This window comes from Serpentinimonas raichei (assembly GCF_000828895.1).
Lineage (GTDB): Bacteria > Pseudomonadota > Gammaproteobacteria > Burkholderiales > Burkholderiaceae_C > Serpentinimonas > Serpentinimonas raichei.
In genome coordinates, this window is sequence record NZ_AP014568.1 from 286,417 (window position 1) to 304,608 (window position 18,192).

At 65.8% G+C, this 18,192-nt stretch carries 15 protein-coding genes; all 15 read left to right on the plus strand.

Going from position 1 to position 18,192, the window contains the following annotated elements:
• The first annotated feature begins 26 nt into the window (after positions 1–26).
• The 15 genes from SRAA_RS01300 (at position 27) to SRAA_RS01370 (ending at position 18,187) form a co-directional block, all read left to right on the plus strand.
• Positions 27–1,106: a pilus assembly protein PilM gene (locus SRAA_RS01300; RefSeq protein ID WP_045530533.1), complete on the plus strand. Its 1,080-nt coding sequence runs from the start codon at positions 27–29 to the stop codon at positions 1,104–1,106.
• Positions 1,103–1,741 (plus strand): PilN domain-containing protein, encoded by a 639-nt coding sequence (locus SRAA_RS01305; RefSeq protein WP_045530535.1) that lies wholly within the window; start codon positions 1,103–1,105, stop codon positions 1,739–1,741. The genes SRAA_RS01300 and SRAA_RS01305 overlap by 4 nt, the downstream gene beginning before the upstream one ends.
• Before the next feature lie 30 nt (positions 1,742–1,771).
• Complete coding sequence (locus tag SRAA_RS01310; protein ID WP_045530536.1) at positions 1,772–2,470, plus strand: type IV pilus inner membrane component PilO; 699 nt, start codon at positions 1,772–1,774, stop codon at positions 2,468–2,470.
• The gene (locus SRAA_RS01315) at positions 2,467–3,015 is read left to right on the plus strand and encodes a pilus assembly protein PilP (protein WP_045530538.1); all 549 of its coding nucleotides are present in this window, start codon (positions 2,467–2,469) and stop codon (positions 3,013–3,015) included. Before SRAA_RS01310 ends, SRAA_RS01315 begins: the two co-directional genes overlap by 4 nt.
• Positions 3,012–5,126, plus strand: coding sequence for a type IV pilus secretin PilQ (locus SRAA_RS01320; RefSeq protein WP_045530540.1), 2,115 nt, complete (start codon positions 3,012–3,014; stop codon positions 5,124–5,126). The genes SRAA_RS01315 and SRAA_RS01320 overlap by 4 nt, the downstream gene beginning before the upstream one ends.
• A 5-nt stretch (positions 5,127–5,131) precedes the next feature.
• Positions 5,132–5,677, plus strand: coding sequence for a shikimate kinase (locus tag SRAA_RS01325; RefSeq protein ID WP_045530542.1), 546 nt, complete (start codon positions 5,132–5,134; stop codon positions 5,675–5,677).
• Positions 5,674–6,774, plus strand: coding sequence for a 3-dehydroquinate synthase (aroB, locus tag SRAA_RS01330; RefSeq protein ID WP_231849302.1), 1,101 nt, complete (start codon positions 5,674–5,676; stop codon positions 6,772–6,774). The genes SRAA_RS01325 and aroB overlap by 4 nt, the downstream gene beginning before the upstream one ends.
• Complete coding sequence (locus SRAA_RS01335; RefSeq protein ID WP_420834922.1) at positions 6,767–8,011, plus strand: deoxyguanosinetriphosphate triphosphohydrolase; 1,245 nt, start codon at positions 6,767–6,769, stop codon at positions 8,009–8,011. The genes aroB and SRAA_RS01335 overlap by 8 nt, the downstream gene beginning before the upstream one ends.
• Before the next feature lie 11 nt (positions 8,012–8,022).
• A complete protein-coding gene (locus SRAA_RS01340; protein WP_045530544.1) occupies positions 8,023–8,709 on the plus strand; it encodes a hypothetical protein in 687 nt (228 codons plus the stop codon).
• 151 nt (positions 8,710–8,860) lie between these two features.
• Positions 8,861–13,606, plus strand: a complete 4,746-nt coding sequence (locus tag SRAA_RS01345; protein ID WP_045530546.1) for a glutamate synthase-related protein — start codon at positions 8,861–8,863, stop codon at positions 13,604–13,606.
• Between the two features lie 30 nt (positions 13,607–13,636).
• Positions 13,637–15,112, plus strand: a complete 1,476-nt coding sequence (locus tag SRAA_RS01350; RefSeq protein WP_045530547.1) for a glutamate synthase subunit beta — start codon at positions 13,637–13,639, stop codon at positions 15,110–15,112.
• Between the two features lie 99 nt (positions 15,113–15,211).
• Positions 15,212–16,030 (plus strand): ABC transporter ATP-binding protein, encoded by an 819-nt coding sequence (locus SRAA_RS01355; protein WP_045530549.1) that lies wholly within the window; start codon positions 15,212–15,214, stop codon positions 16,028–16,030.
• On the plus strand, positions 16,027–16,809 hold the full coding sequence (mlaE, locus tag SRAA_RS01360; protein ID WP_045530551.1) for a lipid asymmetry maintenance ABC transporter permease subunit MlaE: 783 nt from the start codon (positions 16,027–16,029) through the stop codon (positions 16,807–16,809). The genes SRAA_RS01355 and mlaE overlap by 4 nt, the downstream gene beginning before the upstream one ends.
• Before the next feature lie 11 nt (positions 16,810–16,820).
• The gene (gene mlaD / locus SRAA_RS01365; RefSeq protein WP_045530553.1) at positions 16,821–17,321 is read left to right on the plus strand and encodes an outer membrane lipid asymmetry maintenance protein MlaD; all 501 of its coding nucleotides are present in this window, start codon (positions 16,821–16,823) and stop codon (positions 17,319–17,321) included.
• Between the two features lie 38 nt (positions 17,322–17,359).
• Complete coding sequence (locus tag SRAA_RS01370; protein WP_231849303.1) at positions 17,360–18,187, plus strand: MlaA family lipoprotein; 828 nt, start codon at positions 17,360–17,362, stop codon at positions 18,185–18,187.
• Positions 18,188–18,192 lie beyond the last annotated feature (5 nt).

The following is an 18,192-nucleotide window of genomic DNA, read 5'->3' on the forward strand; positions in this document are numbered from 1 at the left end:
CAACTTCAACTGCACGTGGGGGTAATTTGGTCTCTCTAGCAACGCTACTTCGTCGGGAACCGGCGCCTATGCTGGGCATCGACGTCAGCACGACTTCACTCAAGCTGGTCGAGTTGCAACGCGACCACTCGGGTCAGTGGGAGCTGCTGCACTGCGCCATGGAGCCGTTGGAGCCGGGTTGGATCAAGGACGGCAACATCGAGCAGTTCGATGAGCTGTCCGGTGCCCTCAAGCGCTTGGTCAAAAAAACAGGCAGCAAAACCCGCAACGTCGCCTTGGCCTTGCCCAGTTCGGCGGTGATCACCAAGAAAATCAACTTGCCTGCGGGCTTGAGTGAGGCCGAGCTCGAACTGCAAGTCGAGTCCGAGGCGGCGCAGTACATCCCATTTCCGTTGGCCGAAGTGAGCCTCGATTTTTGCGTCGTCGGCCCGGCGCCCAATCTGCCCGATTTTGTCGAGGTGTTGCTGGTGGCCTCGCGCAAAGAGAAGGTCTCGGACCGGCAGGGTTTGGCCGAAGCCGCCGGTTTGCAGCCGGTGGTGCTGGATGTGGAGTCCTTCGCCTCTCGGTTGGCGGCGGCACGCGTCATCGAGGCGCTGCCCAACCGTGGCCGCAACATGCTCATTGCCTTGTTCGAGCTGGGCTCCAAAAACTCGGCCTTGCAGGTGATCCGCAACGAGGAAATGATCTATGAGCGCGACCAAAATTTTGGTGGCAGCCAGTTGACGGCCTTGGTGGCGCGCCATTATTCGCTTTCACTCGAAGAGGCTGAAAACAAGAAAAGATCCGGCACACTGGGGCCTGACTACCGCGAGGCCGTTCTTGCGCCCTACTTGAGCCATCTGGGGCAAGACATCGGTCGCGCCTTGCAGTTCTTTTTTACCAGCACCCCGCACAACAAGGTCGATCATGTGTTGCTCTCGGGTGGGGCGGCTGCTCTGCCGGGCTTGGAGGTGGCGGTGATGAATCAGACCTCCTTCCCGTGCAAGGTCGTCAACCCCTTTGAGGGCATGGTCATGTCGGCCTCGGTGGCGTCGATCAAGGGGCTCGACAGCGGCACCTCGTTCTTGGTTGCGACCGGCTTGGCCATGCGCAGGTACTCCCTATGATTGCCATCAATTTATTGCCACACCGCGAACTCGCTCGCAAGCAAAAGCGCGAGCGGTTTTTCCTCAACCTCGGGCTCGCAGTGGGGGTGGGGCTGGTGGCGGCGGCGCTGGTCTATGGTTTTTACCAGGTGCAGATCGAGGCCCAGCAGGGGCGCAACCAGTTCCTTCAAGCCGAGATTCAAAAGCTCGACCTGCAGATCCGCGATGTCGCCACCTTGCAGCAAGAACTCGACGCCCTCAAGTCGCGTCAGGCGGCGGTCGAGAGTTTGCAAGCCGGGCGCAACCTGCCGGTGCATTTGCTCGACGAAATGGTGCGTCAATTGCCCGAGGGGGTGCACCTGACGGCGCTGCGCCAAGAAGACAAGGCCATCACGCTCACCGGCGTGGCGCAGTCGCAAGAGCGGGTGTCGGAGCTGCTGCGCAACCTTGGCCATCGCAGCCCGTGGCTGACGCAGCCGCATCTGGTCGAGATCACCGCCGCGACGTTGACGCTGGGGCCGCGCGATCAGCGCCGCGTATTCAACTTTTCCATGCGCGTGACCCTTGCGCCCAACCCGCAACCCAACCCGCAAGGCCCGGCGCCAGCCCAGCCCGCAGCGCAGCCGGCGGCGCCCGCAGCGGGTGGTCGGGTTTGAGTGCCAGTACATTCGGGGCTTGAGTCGATCATGTCTAAAAAAACCAAATCCGCCGCATCGTTTGACTTTGCCCGTTGGCAGCAAGATGCGCGGGCCCAGTTCAGTGGGCTCGACCCCAACGACCCCTCGCGCTGGCCCGCTTTGCCGCGCCAACTGCTGTTGCTGGTGGTGGCGCTGGCGGTGCTGGTGGGCCTGTGGTATGCGGTGCTCAGTGGCATGCGCACCCAATTAGAGACCGAGCGCCAGCGCGAGTCGCAGTTGCGCACCGAGTTTACGAGCAAGGTGGCGCAGGCGGTCAATCTGGACGCACTGCGGGCGCAACTCGAACAGGTGCGCCAGTACGTCACTCAACTCGAGCGTCAGTTGCCCAGCCGGGCCGAGATGGACGCCTTGTTGTCTGACATCAACCAGGCCGGCATCGGGCGCGGCTTGCAGTTTGAGCTGTTTCGGCCCGGCCAGGTCGAGCTGCGCGACCACTACGCCGAGCTGCCAATCGCGGTGCGCGTGAGCGGCAGCTACCACGACATCGGCATGTTTGTCTCCGACGTGGCGCATTTGTCGCGCATCGTGACGCTCAATAACCTGTCCCTCGCACCGGCCGCCAACCGGCCCGACATGCTGACCTTGGACACCACCGCCAAAACCTTTCGCTACCTCGATCCCGAGGAGGTGTTGCAGCGTCAGCGCGAGCAGCAACAACAGCAGCAGGCAGCCCGGGGGCAGCGATGAACCGATCCGCAATTCCTACATGGGGCCTGCTGCTGGCAGCGGCCTTGGCGCTGACGGCCTGCGCCGATGGTGGCGACGATCTGTCGGGCTGGATGGAGCAGCAGCGGGCGGCCGCGCAACCCCGCGTGCCGCCGGTGCAAGCGCCGCAGCCCCATGTTCCGCAAGCCTACCAAGGCCTAGGTGCGGTCTCGCCCTTCAGCGCCGACAAGCTCACGGTGCTGCTGCGCGCCGAGGCCGCTTCGCCCATGGTTTCAGGTTTGCTGGCGGCCGAATTGCGCCGTCGCAAAGAGCCGCTGGAGGCGGTGCCGCTCGACACCATCACCATGGTGGGCTTGTTGCGGCGCGGCAACGAGACGGTGGCGCTGGTCCGATCCGAGGGCCTGATCCACCAGGTGCGGCGCGGCAACCACTTGGGGCAAAACTATGGCCGCATCACCGCCATCAGCGAAACCCAGATCACCCTGCGCGAAATCGCGCAAGACCCGATCGGTGAATGGGTCGAGCGCACCACCACATTGCAGTTGCAGGAAGGCACCGGCCAATGAATCCGACCCCACATACCACCCCAACCCTACGCACCTTGTCGCGCTTGGCCCGTTGCGCCTTGCTTGCCAGCACCTTTGTGCTGGCGGGTTGGGCGCAGGCGCAATTGGCCATCCAATCGTTGACGGTGGCGCCACAAGGAGGCGCCGAGCTCATACGCATCCAGACCAGCGAACCGCTGCGCCAGCTGCCGGCCGGCTTTAGCATGCAGGCACCGGCGCGCATCGCGCTCGACATTGCGGGAGCGAGCAACGCCACCGGCCAGAATCTGTTTGCGGTCAATCAGGGCAATGTGCGCTCCGCCAACGTGGTGCAGGCGGGGGACCGCACCCGCATCGTGCTCAATCTCAACCAAGCCGTTGGGTACGAGATGCGCATCGAAGGCAACACCTTGCTGGTGCAGTTGCAGCCGGGCGTGCAGGCGGCGCCGGTTGCCGGAGGTGCGCTGGGGGCGGCCTTTGCACAGGCAGCCCCTGCGCGCGCGCAGCCGCTGACCGACATCGATTTTCGCCGTGGCGAGCAAAACAGCGGCCGCGTGCTGGTGGAATTGCCCAGCAGCCAGACCGGGGTCGATATCCGCCAGCAGGGGCGCAACTTGGTGGTGGAGTTTCAGCAAAGCTCGCTGCCCGAAGGCCTGCGCCGCCGCCTCGACGTGAGCGACTTTGGCACGCCGGTGCAAACCGTCACCGCCACCCAAGTGGGCGACCGCGTGCGCTTGCTGGTCGAACCCACTGGCAACTGGGAGCACAGCGCATTTCAGACCGATAACCAGTTTGTGCTCGAAGTGCGCGAAGTGCGCCAAGCTGCCGACCCGGCTGCGCGTGATCGCACTTTCACGGGCGATAAAATTTCGCTCAACTTCCAGAACATTGAAGTGCGTGCGCTGCTGCAAGTGATTGCAGATTTCAGCAACTTCAACATCATCACCTCCGATACCGTGACGGGCAGCCTCACCATGCGCTTGCGCGATGTGCCGTGGGATCAGGCCCTTGACATCGTGTTGCAGGCCAAGAATCTGGGCATGCGAAGCACCGGCAACGTGATCTGGATTGCGCCCCGAACCGAAATCTTGGCCAAAGAGCGCGAAGTGCTCGAAGCCGCGCAGGCCATCCGTGGCTTGGAGCCGGTGCGCACCCAGAGTTTCAGGCTCAACTTTGCCCGTGCCCAAGAGGTGGCCGAGCACCTGACGACTGCGGTGGGCTCGGGCGAGAACGAGGTGCGCATTCTGAGCAGCCAGGGTTCGGTGTTTGCCGAGCCGCGCACGAACCAGTTGTTTGTCACCGACATTGCATCCAAGCTCGAAGAAATTCAGACCCTGATCCAGACCTTGGATGTGCCGATGCGCCAGGTGCTGATCGAGGCGCGCATCGTGGAGGCCGAAGACAGCTTTGGCCGCAACCTTGGGGTGCGCTTTGGCGGGCGCATCGCCGACCCGGTGATGTTGGCGCGTCACCGCGGCAACGAGTTGCAGACCACGCTTGGTTTTGGCTCGCTCGGCGCTACAGGGGCTGGCAACTCCAACGTGACCAACATCCCCACACCCACCATCGGTTCTGGCACGTTTGCCTTCTCGCTCTTCAATCCCAGCGTGACGCGGCTGTTGAACCTAGAAATCGAGGCCAGCGAATCCGACCGGCGCCTCAAGACCATCGCCAGCCCACGCGTGGTCACGGCCGACCAGCGCGAGGCCACCATTGAAGACGGGCGCAAAATCCCCTTCCTGCGCCGCGACGCCGATGGCAACACCACGATCGAGTTCATCGACGCCTCGCTCAAGCTGGTCGTCACGCCGCAAATTACCCCCGACGGCGACGTGATCATGCAGCTGCGCGTCAACAACGACACCCCGATCGTTTTCAACGGCCAAACGGCGGTGCAGACCAAGAGCGTGCAAACCCAGGTGCTGGTGGAAAACGGCGGCACGGTGGTGATCGGTGGCATCTACACCCAAGAGGAAACCAACAACCAGGCCAGGGTGCCGGTCTTGGGTGAGCTGCCGGTATTGGGTCACTTGTTTCGCAACAACCAAACCACAACCCGGCGCACCGAGTTGCTGGTGTTCATCACGCCTCGCGTGCTGACCGATATTGCTGCCCTGGGGCCCAGAAGGTAGGGCCTTTGATCATCCTCATCGGCCTGCCCGGATCGGGCAAATCCACGGTTGGGCGCTTGCTGGCGCGGCGGCTGCAACTGCCTTTTGTGGATTCCGACAGCGCCATCGAGCAGCGCTTGGGTTGCAGCATCCGCGAGTTTTTCGAGCGCGAGGGCGAGGCCCGCTTTAGGGACGAGGAGCAGGCGCTGATCGATGAGCTGACGCAGGCCGCCCCTTGCGTGCTGTCCACCGGTGGGGGTGCGGTGCTGCGGCCGGCCAACCGGCAGTGCCTGCGCGAGCGCGGCCGCGTCTTTTATTTGCGCTCCAGCCCCGAAGAGGTGTTTCGCCGGGTGCAGCACGACCGCAGCCGGCCGCTGCTGCAAGTGGCCGACCCACTGCAAAAATTGCGCGAGTTGTACGCCCAACGCGACCCGCTCTACCGCGAGACCGCGCACCATGTGGTCGAGACCGGCCGGCCCTCGGTGGCGTCGCTGGTCAACTGGATTGCCGCCCAACTGGAGCTGCAACGCGCCGCCCCCAAGCCCATACACACATCCGAGGCTTCGCTGTGACCATCTCCCTACAAATTGAGCTCGGTGCGCGCAGCTACCCAATTCTGATCGGCGCCGGCTTGCTCGACCACAGCGCCACTTGGGACGGCCTGCCGGCCGCCACGCAGGCGCTGATCGTGACCAACACCACGGTCGGTCCGCTGTATGCCGCTCGGCTGCAACAAGCCTTGGCCGGGCGTTTTGGCCAAGTCCACGTGCTGCAACTGCCCGACGGCGAGGGCTATAAAAGCTGGGATTCGCTGAATCAGGTCTTTGATGCCTTGCTCAGCCACGCCTGCGACCGCAAAACCATGCTGTTCGCTTTGGGTGGCGGCGTGGTGGGTGACCTGACGGGTTTTGCCGCCGCTTGCTACATGCGCGGCGTGCCCTTCGTGCAAGTGCCCACCACCTTGTTGGCGCAGGTGGATTCGTCGGTGGGCGGTAAAACCGCCATCAACCACCCGCTGGGCAAAAACATGATCGGGGCTTTTTACCAGCCCCTGCGCGTGGTCTGCGACCTCGACACCTTGCGCACCCTGCCGGCGCGCGAAATCAGCGCCGGGCTGGCCGAAGTCATCAAATACGGCCCGATCTGCGACCTGGCTTTCCTCGATTGGATCGACAGCAACCTGGAGGCGCTGCGCCGCCTCGACCCCGCCGCCCTGGCCTATGCGGTGCGGCGCAGTTGCGAAATCAAGGCCGCCGTGGTGGGGCAAGACGAGCGCGAAACGGGGCTGCGCGCCATCCTCAATTTTGGCCACACCTTTGGCCACGCCATCGAGGCCGGACTGGGCTACGGCCAGTGGCTGCACGGCGAGGCGGTGGGTTGCGGCATGGTGCTGGCGGCGCGGCTGTCGCAGCGGCTGGGCCTGTTGTCGGCGCAGCGGGTGCAGCACTTGAGCGACCTCATTGGCCGTGCCGGGCTCCCCGTGCGGGCCCCGAGGCTGGAGCCAGACCCAGTGGCCAACGCCAGCCGGTACTTGGATTTGATGCGCATCGACAAAAAATCCGAGGCTGGCCAGCTTCGTTTCGTGCTGGTCGATGATGCCGGAGCGCCACACCTGCAGCCGGTGCCCGATGCCCTGGTGCGCGAAGTGATCGAGGCTGGCTGTGCCTGATACCGATCCAAGCCGCCCCTTGGCCGTCCCCGGTTTGCCACCCCAAGTGGCCTTGCAGCCCTATGCCTGCTGGCCCGAGCGCAGCCGTGGCCGCCGCTACCCACAGCCCGTGGCCCCGACGCGCAACGAATTCCAGCGCGACCGCGACCGCGTCATCCACAGCAGCGCTTTTAGGCGCCTGGTCTATAAAACCCAGGTGTTCCTCAACCACGAGGGCGACTTGTTTCGCACCCGCCTGACGCACTCGCTCGAAGTGGCGCAGCTGGGGCGCAGCATCGCGCGCAGCCTGGGGCTGCACGAGGATTTGGTGGAAGCGATCGCGCTCGCGCACGACCTGGGCCACACCCCGTTCGGTCACGCGGGGCAAGACGCGCTCAACGCCTGTTTGCACCAACTGCCGCCCGACCCCGAGCAGCCGCACGATGCGCCCACCTCCCATGAACCCGATGGGGGCTTTGAGCACAACCTGCAAAGCCTGCGCGTGGTCGATGAGTTGGAGCAGCGCTACCCCGAGCACGACGGCATCAACCTGTGCTTCGAGACCCGCGAGGGCATACTCAAACACTGCTCGCGCGCCAATGCGCTCTGGCTCGAAGCGCGCGAACCGGGCGGGGTAGGGCAGCGCTTCCTGAGCGGCCAGTCGCCCTCGCTGGAGGCGCAACTGGCCAACCTAGCCGACGAGATCGCCTACAACGCGCACGACATCGACGACGGCGTGCGCTCTGGCCTGTTGCGTCTGGAGCAGCTCGAAGCGCTGGAGCTGTTTGAGCGCCAGCGCCGCGCCGTGTTGCAGGCCTACCCCGCGTTGGCGGGCAAGCGCTTGCTCTACGAGTCGATCCGGCGCATGCTCACCGAGCAGGTCTACGATGTGATCGAGGCCAGCGGCAGCGCCATCCTGCAGGCTGGTGTGCAGTCGGTCGACGAGGTTCGGCGCAGCCCGGTGCTGTTGGGTTTTTCGGCCCCGATGCGCGAGCAAGCCAGCGCCCTAAAGCGCTTTTTGATGCTCAACCTGTACCGCCACCCGCAGGTGATGGAGCAAACCGGGCGCGCGCGCCAGGTGGTGACCGAGTTGTACCTGATCTACCACGAGGCGCCCGAAGAACTGCCCGCGCTCGCCGACGGTGCCGCACCCCTGAGCCTGCGCCGCCGCGTGGCCGATCACATTGCCGGCATGACCGACCGCTACGCCCTGCGCGAACACCAGCGGCTGACCGGCCAGAGCCTGTTCGAAGCCTGAGCCGCTGACCGATGGCGCGCCAACCCCGACTCAGCGTACCGGGCTTGCCGCATCTGCTGATCTGGCGCGGCCATCAGGGCGTTGATCTGTTCCCGCAAGCTGCTGATCGACTGGATTTTTTGCAACTGCTGGCGGATGGTGTGCGTGCGCAGCCGCTGCACTGGCACGGCTACGTGCTGCTGGCGCAGCAGGTGCGGCTGCTGCTGACGCCGCTGGCCGAGGGGGCTGTGTCGCGTGCCATGCAAGCGCTCGGGCGCAGTTATGTGCGCCGCTACAACCTGCGCCACGGGCATGTGGGCACGCTGTGGGAGGGGCGTTTTCGGGGCACGGTGTTGCAGCCCGAAACCGAGCTGCTGCCGGCGCTGTTGAGCCTGGACACGCAGCCGGTGCGGCTGGGCTTGGCGCGCACGGCAGCCGAGTACGCCTGGAGCAGCCACGGCCATTACGCAGGCCTGCGCCACGAGCCCGCTCTGAGCGTTCCGGCGGCCTATTGGCAATTGGGCAACACCCCGTTTGAGCGCGAGGCCGCCTACGCGGCGCTGGCGGCGCGGGGCCTGAGCGAGGCAGCGCAGCAGCGGCTGGAGCAGGCCGCGCTCAAGGGCTGGGCGCTCGGCAGCCCGGATTTTGTGGCGCAGTTGCAACAGCTTACCGAGCGGCGGCTGCAGCCCGTGCGGCGCGGGCGGCCGCGGCTGGGTTGAGCGCTGGCTCGACTCGTTTAATCTGACCCTATTTGTTGCATGGATGCATTTTTGGTTTGATAAATGGGTTCTGACCCCATTTATTGGCCTAGGCAAGCGCGGCCACTTCGGCTAAGCTAGCACTCCTTTTCCACCGCATCAGGAGCCGGCCGTGACGCCATCCCTAGAAATCGATCAGTTGCGCCAACATGGCTTGTACGACCCGGCGCACGAGCACGACGCCTGCGGCGTGGGCTTTGTGGCCCACATCAAAGGCCACAAGAGCCATGCCGTGGTGCAGCAGGGCCTGCAGATTCTGGCCAACCTCGACCACCGCGGCGCCGTGGGGGCCGACGAACTGATGGGCGACGGCGCCGGCATTTTGCTGCAACTGCCCGATGCGCTGTACCGCGCCGAGATGGCGCGCCTGGGCTGCACCCTGCCGCCGCCGGGCGAGTATGGCGTGGGCCTGATCTTTTTGCCCAAGGAGCACGCCAGCCGCCTGGCCTGTGAGCAAGAGCTCGAGCGCGCCATCAAGGCCGAAGGCCAGGTGCTGCTGGGCTGGCGCGATGTGCCGGTCAACCGCACCATGCCGATGTCGCCCACGGTGCGCCAGACCGAGCCGGTGATCCGCCAGGTCTTTATCGGGCGCGGCGCCGACGTGATCGTGCAAGACGCGCTCGAGCGCAAGCTCTACGTGATCCGCAAGACCGCCAGCGCCCACGTCCAGGCGCTCGGGCTCAAGCACGGCAAGGAATACTACGTGCCCAGCATGAGCAGCCGCACCGTGGTCTACAAGGGCCTGCTGCTGGCCAACCAGGTGGGCGACTACTACCTCGACCTGCAAGACCCGCGCTGCGTCTCGGCGCTGGCCTTGGTGCACCAGCGCTTTTCCACCAACACCTTCCCCGAGTGGCCGCTGGCGCACCCCTACCGCTACGTGGCGCACAACGGCGAGATCAACACCGTCAAGGGCAACTACAACTGGATGCGCGCGCGCGAGGGCGTGATGAGCTCGCCGGTGCTGGGCGCCGACCTCAAAAAGCTGTACCCGATCAGCTTTGCCGGCCAGTCCGACACCGCCACCTTCGACAACTGCCTCGAACTGCTGAGCATGGCCGGCTACCCGCTGGCGCAGGCGGTGATGATGATGATCCCCGAGCCGTGGGAGCAGCACACGCTGATGGACGCGCGCCGGCGTGCCTTCTACGAGTACCACGCCGCCATGCTGGAGCCGTGGGACGGCCCGGCCTCGATCGTCTTTACCGACGGGCGCCAGATCGGGGCCACGCTGGACCGCAATGGCCTGCGCCCCTCGCGCTACTGCGTCACCGACGACGATTTCGTGGTCATGGGCTCCGAGTCCGGCGTGCTGCCCATCCCCGAGAGCAAGATCGTGCGCAAATGGCGCTTGCAGCCGGGCAAGATGTTCCTGATCGACTTGGAGCAAGGCCGCCTGATCGACGACGAGGAAATCAAGGCCAGCCTGGCCTACAGCAAGCCCTACCAGCAGTGGATCGAGAACCTGCGCATCCGCCTCGACGACGTGACGCACCCGGAAGCGGGCAGCGCCGAGGGCCGCCAGGTGCTGAGCGAGGAGTCGGCCCGCGCCGCGCTCGACAGCCCGGACGCCGCGCTGCTCGACCAGCAGCAGGCCTTTGGCATGACGCAAGAGGACATCAAGTTCCTCATGGCCCCGATGGCGCTCAACGCCGAAGAGGGCATAGGCTCGATGGGCAACGACAGCCCGCTGGCGGTGCTCTCAAACAAAAACAAGCCGCTCTACAACTACTTCAAGCAGTTGTTCGCGCAAGTCACGAACCCGCCGATCGACCCGATCCGCGAGGCGATCGTGATGTCGCTGGTGAGCTTCATCGGCCCCAAACCCAATCTGCTCGACATCAACCAGGTCAATCCGCCGCTGCGCCTCGAAGTCGGGCAGCCAATCCTGAACCCGGCCGACATGGCCAAGCTGCGCGAGATCGCCACCCGCACCGGCGGCAAGTTCAAGAGCAGCACCATCGACATCTGCTACCCCGTGGCCTGGGGCAAAGAGGGGGTGGAGGCCAAGCTGGCTTCGCTGTGCGCCGAAGCGGTGGATGCGATCAAGGGCGGCAGCAACATCCTGATTTTGAGCGACCGCGGCGTGAGCGCGCAGCAAGTGCCCATTCCGGCCTTGCTGGCGCTCTCGGCGGTGCACCAGCACCTGGTGCGCACGGGGCTGCGCACCAGCACCGGTCTGGTGGTGGAAACCGGCTCGGCGCGCGAGGTGCACCACTTTGCGCTGCTGGCGGGCTACGGTGCCGAAGCGGTGCACCCGTGGCTGGCGATGCAGACGCTGGCGGCCATCCACCAAGACCTCAGCGGCGATTTGTCGGCTGACAAAGCCATTTACAACTACGTCAAGGCGGTCGGCAAGGGCTTGTCGAAGATCATGTCCAAAATGGGCGTGAGCACCTACATGAGCTACTGCGGGGCGCAGTTGTTCGAGGCCATCGGGCTCAACAGCGCCACGGTGGACCAGTACTTTGCCGGCACCCCGACCCGGGTTGAGGGCATCGGGGTGTTCGAGATCGCCGAAGAGGCTATACGCACCCACCGCGCCGCCTTTGGCAGCGACCCGTTGCTGGCGCAGATGCTCGACGCGGGCGGCGAATACGCCTGGCGCGCGCGCGGCGAAGAGCATATGTGGACGCCCGATGCCATTGCCAAGCTGCAGCACGCCACCCGCAGCAACCACTTTGGCACCTACAAAGAGTACGCGCAGCTCATCAACGACCAGACCCGGCGCCACCTGACGCTGCGCGGCCTGTTCGAGTTCAAGGTCGATCCGGCGCGCGCCATCGCGCTCGACGAGGTGGAGCCGGCCAGCGCGATCGTCAAGCGCTTTGCCAGCGGGGCCATGTCGCTGGGTTCAATCAGCACCGAGGCCCACGCCACGCTGGCGGTGGCCATGAACCGCTTGGGCGGCAAGAGCAACACCGGCGAGGGCGGTGAAGACCCGGCGCGCTACCGCAACGAGCTCAAAGGCATCCCGATCCAGGCCGGGCAGACGCTGGCCTCGGTGATCGGTGCCGACAAGGTGCAAGCCGACGTCCCGCTGCAAGCGGGCGATAGCCTGCGCTCCAAAATCAAGCAGGTGGCCTCGGGGCGCTTTGGCGTTACGGCCGAGTACCTGGTGAGCGCCGACCAGATCCAGATCAAGATGGCGCAGGGGGCCAAGCCGGGCGAGGGCGGGCAGTTGCCGGGCGGCAAGGTGTCGGAGTACATCGGCTTTTTGCGCCACTCGGTGCCCGGCGTGGGGCTCATCAGCCCGCCGCCGCACCACGACATCTACTCGATCGAAGACCTGGCGCAGCTCATCCACGACCTGAAAAACGTGAATCCGCGCGCCGACATCTCGGTCAAGCTGGTGTCTGAAGTGGGGGTGGGAACCATCGCCGCCGGGGTCGCCAAAGCCAAGGCCGACCACCTGGTGATCGCTGGCCACGACGGCGGCACCGGAGCCTCGCCTTGGTCCTCCATCAAGCACGCCGGTTCGCCATGGGAGATCGGGCTGGCCGAAACCCAGCAGACGCTGGTGCTGAACCGCTTGCGCGGGCGCATCCGGGTGCAGGTCGATGGGCAGATCAAGACCGGCCGCGACGTGGTGGTGGGGGCGCTGCTGGGGGCGGACGAGTTCGGCTTTGCCACCGCGCCGCTGGTGGTGGAGGGCTGCATCATGATGCGCAAATGCCACCTCAACACCTGCCCGGTGGGCGTGGCGACGCAAGACCCGCTGCTGCGCGCCAAGTTTGCCGGCCAGCCCGAGCACGTGGTGAATTACTTTTTCTTCGTGGCCGAAGAGGTGCGCCAGATCATGGCGCAGCTCGGGGTGCGCCGCTTCGATGAGCTGGTGGGCCGCGCCGACTTGCTCGACACCCGGCGCGGGCTGGAGCACTGGAAGGTGCAGGGGCTGGACTTTTCGCGCCTCTTTTACCAGCCAGCGCTGCCGGCCACGGTGGCGCGCCGGCACGAGGGCACGCAAGACCACGGTTTGGGGGCGGCGCTGGATGTGCGGCTGATCGAAAAATCGCGCCCGGCCATCGAGCGTGGCGAAAAAGTGCACTTCATTGAGAGCGCGCGCAATGTCAACCGCACCGTGGGGGCGATGCTCTCGGGGGCCGTGACGCGCCAGCACCCGCAAGGGCTGCCCGATGACACCATCCGCATCCAGTTTGAGGGCACCGGCGGCCAGTCGTTCGGGGCCTTTGCCTGCCGCGGCATGACGCTCTACCTAATCGGCGACGCCAACGACTACACCGGCAAGGGCCTCTCGGGCGGGCGCATCGTGGTGCGCCCGAGCATCGAGTTTCGTGGCGACGCGGCGCACAACACCATCGTGGGCAACACCGTGCTGTACGGGGCCACCAGCGGCGAGGCCTTTTTGCGCGGCGTGGCGGGCGAGCGCTTTGCGGTGCGCCTGTCGGGGGCCACGGCGGTGGTGGAGGGCACCGGCGACCACGGCTGCGAATACATGACCGGCGGCACCGTGGTGGTGCTGGGCCAGACCGGGCGCAACTTTGCCGCTGGCATGAGCGGCGGCGTGGCCTATGTGCTCGATGAAGACGGGCTGTTTGCCCAGCGCTGCAACAGCGCCATGGTGCGGCTCGAGCGCGTGCTCAGCACCGCCGAACAAACGGCGGCCAGCGCACCGGGCACCTGGCACCGAGGCCAGAGCGACGAGGCGCAGTTGCGCAGCCTGATCGAGGCGCACCTGCGCTGGACCGGTTCGGCCAAGGCGCGCCAGGTGCTGGACCACTGGGCCGAGAGCCGTGCCAAGTTCGTCAAGGTCATGCCCACCGAGTACCAGCGCGCCCTGGGCGAGCTGCATGCCCGCAGCGTGGCCGCCAGCGCCCCCGTGGCCGTAGGCGTTTGAGCCACAACCCGCATTCAAGGAACTGCCATCATGGGAAAAATCACCGGCTTCATGGAGTTTGAGCGCCTCGAAGAGGGCTACAAACCGGTGCCAGAGCGCCTGACGCACTACAAGGAATTTGTCATCGGCCTAGACGCTGCGCAGGCGCGCCAGCAAGGGGCGCGTTGCATGGACTGCGGCACCCCCTTTTGCAACAACGGTTGCCCGGTCAACAACGTGATTCCGGATTTCAACGATCTGGTCTATCGCAACGACTGGAAGAACGCCAGCCTGGTGTTGCACAGCACCAACAACTTCCCCGAGTTCACCGGCCGCATCTGCCCAGCCCCGTGCGAAAGCGCCTGCACCCTGTACGTCAACGGCGACGCGGTGGGAATCAAGGCCATCGAGCACGCCATCATCGACCGCGCCTGGGAGCAGGGCTGGGTGCAGCCACAACCGGCGGCGCGCTCCAGCGGCAAGTCGGTGGCCATCGTCGGCTCCGGCCCGGCCGGTCTGGCGGCGGCGCAGCAGCTTGCGCGCGCGGGCCACGCCGTCACGGTGTTCGAGAAAAACGAGCGCGTCGGCGGCCTGCTGCGCTACGGCATCCCCGATTTCAAACTGGAAAAGTCGCACATCGAGCGCCGCGTGGCGCAACTGCAGGCGGAAGGGGTGCGCTTCGAGACCGGGGTGCTGGTCGGCGCCCTGCCCACTGAAGGGCCGGGGGCCAAGGTGCAAAACGAGGCCAAGCGCAACATCGCCGCCGCGCAGTTGCAAGCCGAGTTCGACGCCGTGCTGCTGTGCGGCGGCAGCGAGCAGAGCCGCGACCTGCCGGTGCCGGGGCGCGAGCTCGACGGCGTGCATTTTGCGATGGAGTTTTTGCCGCAGCAAAACAAGGTCAACGCCGGCGACAAGCTGAAAAAGCAAATCCGCGCCGAGGGCAAGCACGTGATCGTCATAGGCGGGGGCGACACCGGGAGCGACTGCGTGGGCACCAGCCGCCGCCACGGTGCCGCCAGCGTGACCCAGTTTGAGGTGCTGCCCATGCCGCCCGAGCAGGAAGACCGCAGCCTCAGCTGGCCCTATTGGCCGATCAAGCTGCGCACCAGTTCCAGCCACCAGGAGGGCTGCGAGCGCGCCTTCGCCATTTCGACCAAGGCCTTTACCGGCAGCAAGGGCAAGCTCACGGGCCTGACCACGGTGCAAGTCGAGCTGCAGGGCGGCAAGCTGGTGGAGATCCCCGGCACCGAGCAGCAGCACCAGGCCGACTTGGTGCTGCTGGCCATGGGCTTTACGCACCCGCTGGCCACGGTGCTGCAGGCCTTTGGGGTCGAGCAGGACGCGCGCGGCAACGCCCGCGCCCACACCGAGGCCAACGGCGGCTACGCCACCAACGTGGCCAAGGTGTTTGCCGCGGGTGACATGCGGCGCGGCCAGTCGCTGGTGGTGTGGGCCATCCGCGAAGGGCGGCAGGCGGCGCGGGCAGTGGATGAATACCTGATGGGGCATTCGGAGTTACCGCGCTGAAAACCGCCCGATGCGCTTTGGAATGCCCTGTGGGCGGCGGGTTGGGCTGGGGCTTTCCCTTATGATGGCGGCTCTGGTGCCACACGGCCCACCCCTTGCATGAACCCCACCGCACAACCCCCCTTGGTGCAATTCAACGCGGTGCGCTTCGGCTACGCCGAGCGCCCCATCCTTGACGGCCTGACGCTGGCGCTGCCGCGTGGCCGCGTCACGGCGGTGCTGGGCGCATCGGGTGGCGGCAAAACCACGCTGCTGCGCCTGATCGGCGGCCAGCAGCGGGCGCAGTCGGGCCAGGTGCTGTTCGACGGCCAAGAGGTGGGCGCGCTGGGCAACGAGGCCCTGTACGCGGTGCGCCGGCGCATGGGCATGTTGTTCCAGTTCGGGGCCTTGTTCACCGACCTGAACGTGTTCGACAACGTGGCTTTTCCGCTGCGCGAGCAAACCCGCCTGTCTGAGGCGCTGATCCGCGACATCGTGCTCATGAAGCTCGACGCGGTGGGCTTGCGCGGCGCGCGCGCGCTCATGCCCGCCGAAATTTCGGGCGGCATGGCGCGCCGGGTGGCGCTGGCGCGCGCGATTGCGCTCGACCCCGAGCTGGTGCTCTACGACGAGCCCTTTGCCGGGTTGGACCCGATCTCGCTCGGCACCATTGCGCGCCTGGTGCGCCAGCTCAACGACGCCATGGGCCTGACCAGTGTGTTGGTTTCGCACGACGTGCACGAAACGCTGGCCATTGCCGACCACGTGGTGGTGCTGGCCAACGGCCGGGTGGCGGCGCAGGGCAGCCCGCAGCAGGTGCGCCAGAGCAGCGACCCGCTGGTGCACCAGTTCATCCACGCCGAGCCCGAGGGGCCGGTGCATTTTCACTATCCGGCGGCCTCGGTGGCCGAGGATTTCGGCCTAGGGGCACGGCCATGACGCACAAAGCGCTGTCGCAAATCGGCTTGTCGGTGCGCCTGTGGCTGGCTAGCCTAGGCTTTGGCGCGCGCTTGTTGTTGCGCCTGTTTACCCTGCTGCCCACGGTGCTGCGCCGCTACACGCTGCTGCGCGACCAAATCCATTTTCTGGGCAACTACTCGCTGGCCATCATCGGCGTCTCGGGGCTGTTCGTGGGCTTTGTGCTGGCGCTGCAGGGCTACTACATTTTGAACCAGTTCGGCTCCACTGAGGTGCTGGGGCTGCTGGTGGCGCTGAGCCTGATCCGCGAGCTCGGGCCGGTGATCGGGGCGCTGCTGTTTGCCGGCCGCGCCGGCACCTCGCTCACGGCCGAAATCGGCCTCATGAAGGCGGGCGAGCAGTTGAGCGCCATGGAGATGATGGCGGTCGATCCAATTGCGCGCATTTTGGCGCCGCGCTTTTGGGCCGGGGTGATCGTGCTGCCGGTGCTGGTGATGGTTTTTAGCGCGGTCGGCATTTTGGGCGGCTGGCTGGTGGGCGTGCCGCTGCTGGGCGTAGATGGCTCGGCCTACTGGGGCCAGATGCAGGCCGGGGTCGATGTCTGGGCCGATGTGGGCAACAGCCTGGTCAAAGGGCTGGTGTTTGGTGTGGCGGTGACGTTCATCGCGCTGCTGCAGGGCTATTTGGCCACGCCCACGCCCGAAGGGGTGGCGCGCGCCACCACGCGCACCGTGGTAATGGCTTCGTTGGCGGTGCTGGGGCTGGACTTCGTCCTGACGGCGCTGATGTTTGGCGTGTGAGGGATAAGCAAATGCAAAGCTCGGTCAAGGATGTGTGGGTGGGTTTGTTCGTGCTGCTGGGGGCGCTGGCGCTGCTGTTTTTGTCGCTGCAAGCGGCCAATTTGTTGCAGATCAGTTGGCAGCCCACCTACCAGGTGACGGCGCGCTTTGACAACATCGGCGGCCTGCGCGCCGGGGCCACGGTGCGCAGCGCCGGGGTGCCGGTGGGGCGGGTGCAAGCCATCACCTTCAACGACCAGACTTTTCAGGCCGACGTGACCTTGGTGCTGGAAAAACGCTATGCTTTTCCGCGCGACAGCTCGTTCCAGATCCTCACCAGCGGCCTGCTGGGTGAGCAGTACGTGGGCATCGTGCCCGGCGGGGCCGACGAAAACCTGGCCGACGGGGCCACCATCACGCTGACGCAGTCGGCCATCGTGCTGGAAAACCTGATCGGACAGTTTTTGTTCAACCGCGCCGCCGAGCCGGACGCCGCTGCGGGTGGTGGAGAAGCCGGTGCGGGCGCGCAATAGCCGGCACTGCATTTGAAGCAAGCCAAAAGGGATAAACAATGACATCTGTGACACACCCAACCGGGGCGGCTGCGCCCCACATGACTGGCCACGGTTCAGCCCGCTTGGCTTCCATCCGCCTAGGTGCCCCAGCCGCCGTGCTGGCGCTGCTGTTGCTCAGTGGCTGCGCCACCGGGCCCGATGCCAACCCCCAAGACCCGCTGGAGCCGCTGAACCGCAAGGTGCAGCGCTTCAACGACGGCGTGGACCGCACCATCGCGCGCCCGCTGGCGGTGGCCTACCGCGACACCGTGCCCGCGCCGCTGCGCACCGGGGTCAACAATTTTTTCAACAACCTGAGCGATTTCTGGTCCTTCGTCAACGCCAGCTTGCAGGCGCGCCCGCAAGAGGCGGTGGAAAACTTCACCCGCTTCAAGGTCAACACCTACTTCGGTTTTGGCGGCGTGCTCGACGTGGCCACCGAAATGGGCATCGAGCGCACCCCGCTCGACTTTGGCCACACCCTGGGCCGCTGGGGCGCGCCGCCCGGGCCTTATCTGGTGCTGCCGCTGCTGGGCCCCTCCACCGTGCGCGACACCGTGGGGCGGGTGGTCGATCAAAACGCCGACCCGATCGGCAGCGTAGAGCCCAGCGCCGACCGCGCCGCGCTCACGGTGTTGCAAATCACCGACAACCGCGCCGATCTGCTGCCCGCCACCGACATGGTGGACCGCATCGCGCTGGACCGCTACAGCTTCATCCGCGATGCCTTTTTGCAACGCCGTGCGGCGCAAATCCACACCGAGGAGTTCCCAGACGAGGAGGCGGCGCAGGCCGCACCCGCTCCATCGGTTCCATCGGCTCCGGCACCGGGTGCTGCGCCGTAACAGAT

Excerpts from the sequence above, each read along its gene's own strand:
- SRAA_RS01305 (WP_045530535.1), top strand. The coding sequence starts at position 1,103 with ATGATTGCCATCAATTTATTGCCACACCGCGAACTCGCTCGCAAGCAA.
- SRAA_RS01310 (WP_045530536.1), top strand. The coding sequence starts at position 1,772 with ATGTCTAAAAAAACCAAATCCGCCGCATCGTTTGACTTTGCCCGTTGG.
- SRAA_RS01315 (WP_045530538.1), top strand. The coding sequence starts at position 2,467 with ATGAACCGATCCGCAATTCCTACATGGGGCCTGCTGCTGGCAGCGGCC.
- SRAA_RS01320 (WP_045530540.1), top strand. The coding sequence starts at position 3,012 with ATGAATCCGACCCCACATACCACCCCAACCCTACGCACCTTGTCGCGC.
- SRAA_RS01340 (WP_045530544.1), top strand. The coding sequence starts at position 8,023 with ATGGCGCGCCAACCCCGACTCAGCGTACCGGGCTTGCCGCATCTGCTG.
- SRAA_RS01350 (WP_045530547.1), top strand. The coding sequence starts at position 13,637 with ATGGGAAAAATCACCGGCTTCATGGAGTTTGAGCGCCTCGAAGAGGGC.
- SRAA_RS01355 (WP_045530549.1), top strand. The coding sequence starts at position 15,212 with ATGAACCCCACCGCACAACCCCCCTTGGTGCAATTCAACGCGGTGCGC.
- mlaE (WP_045530551.1), top strand. The coding sequence starts at position 16,027 with ATGACGCACAAAGCGCTGTCGCAAATCGGCTTGTCGGTGCGCCTGTGG.
- mlaD (WP_045530553.1), top strand. The coding sequence starts at position 16,821 with ATGCAAAGCTCGGTCAAGGATGTGTGGGTGGGTTTGTTCGTGCTGCTG.
- SRAA_RS01370 (WP_231849303.1), top strand. The coding sequence starts at position 17,360 with ATGACATCTGTGACACACCCAACCGGGGCGGCTGCGCCCCACATGACT.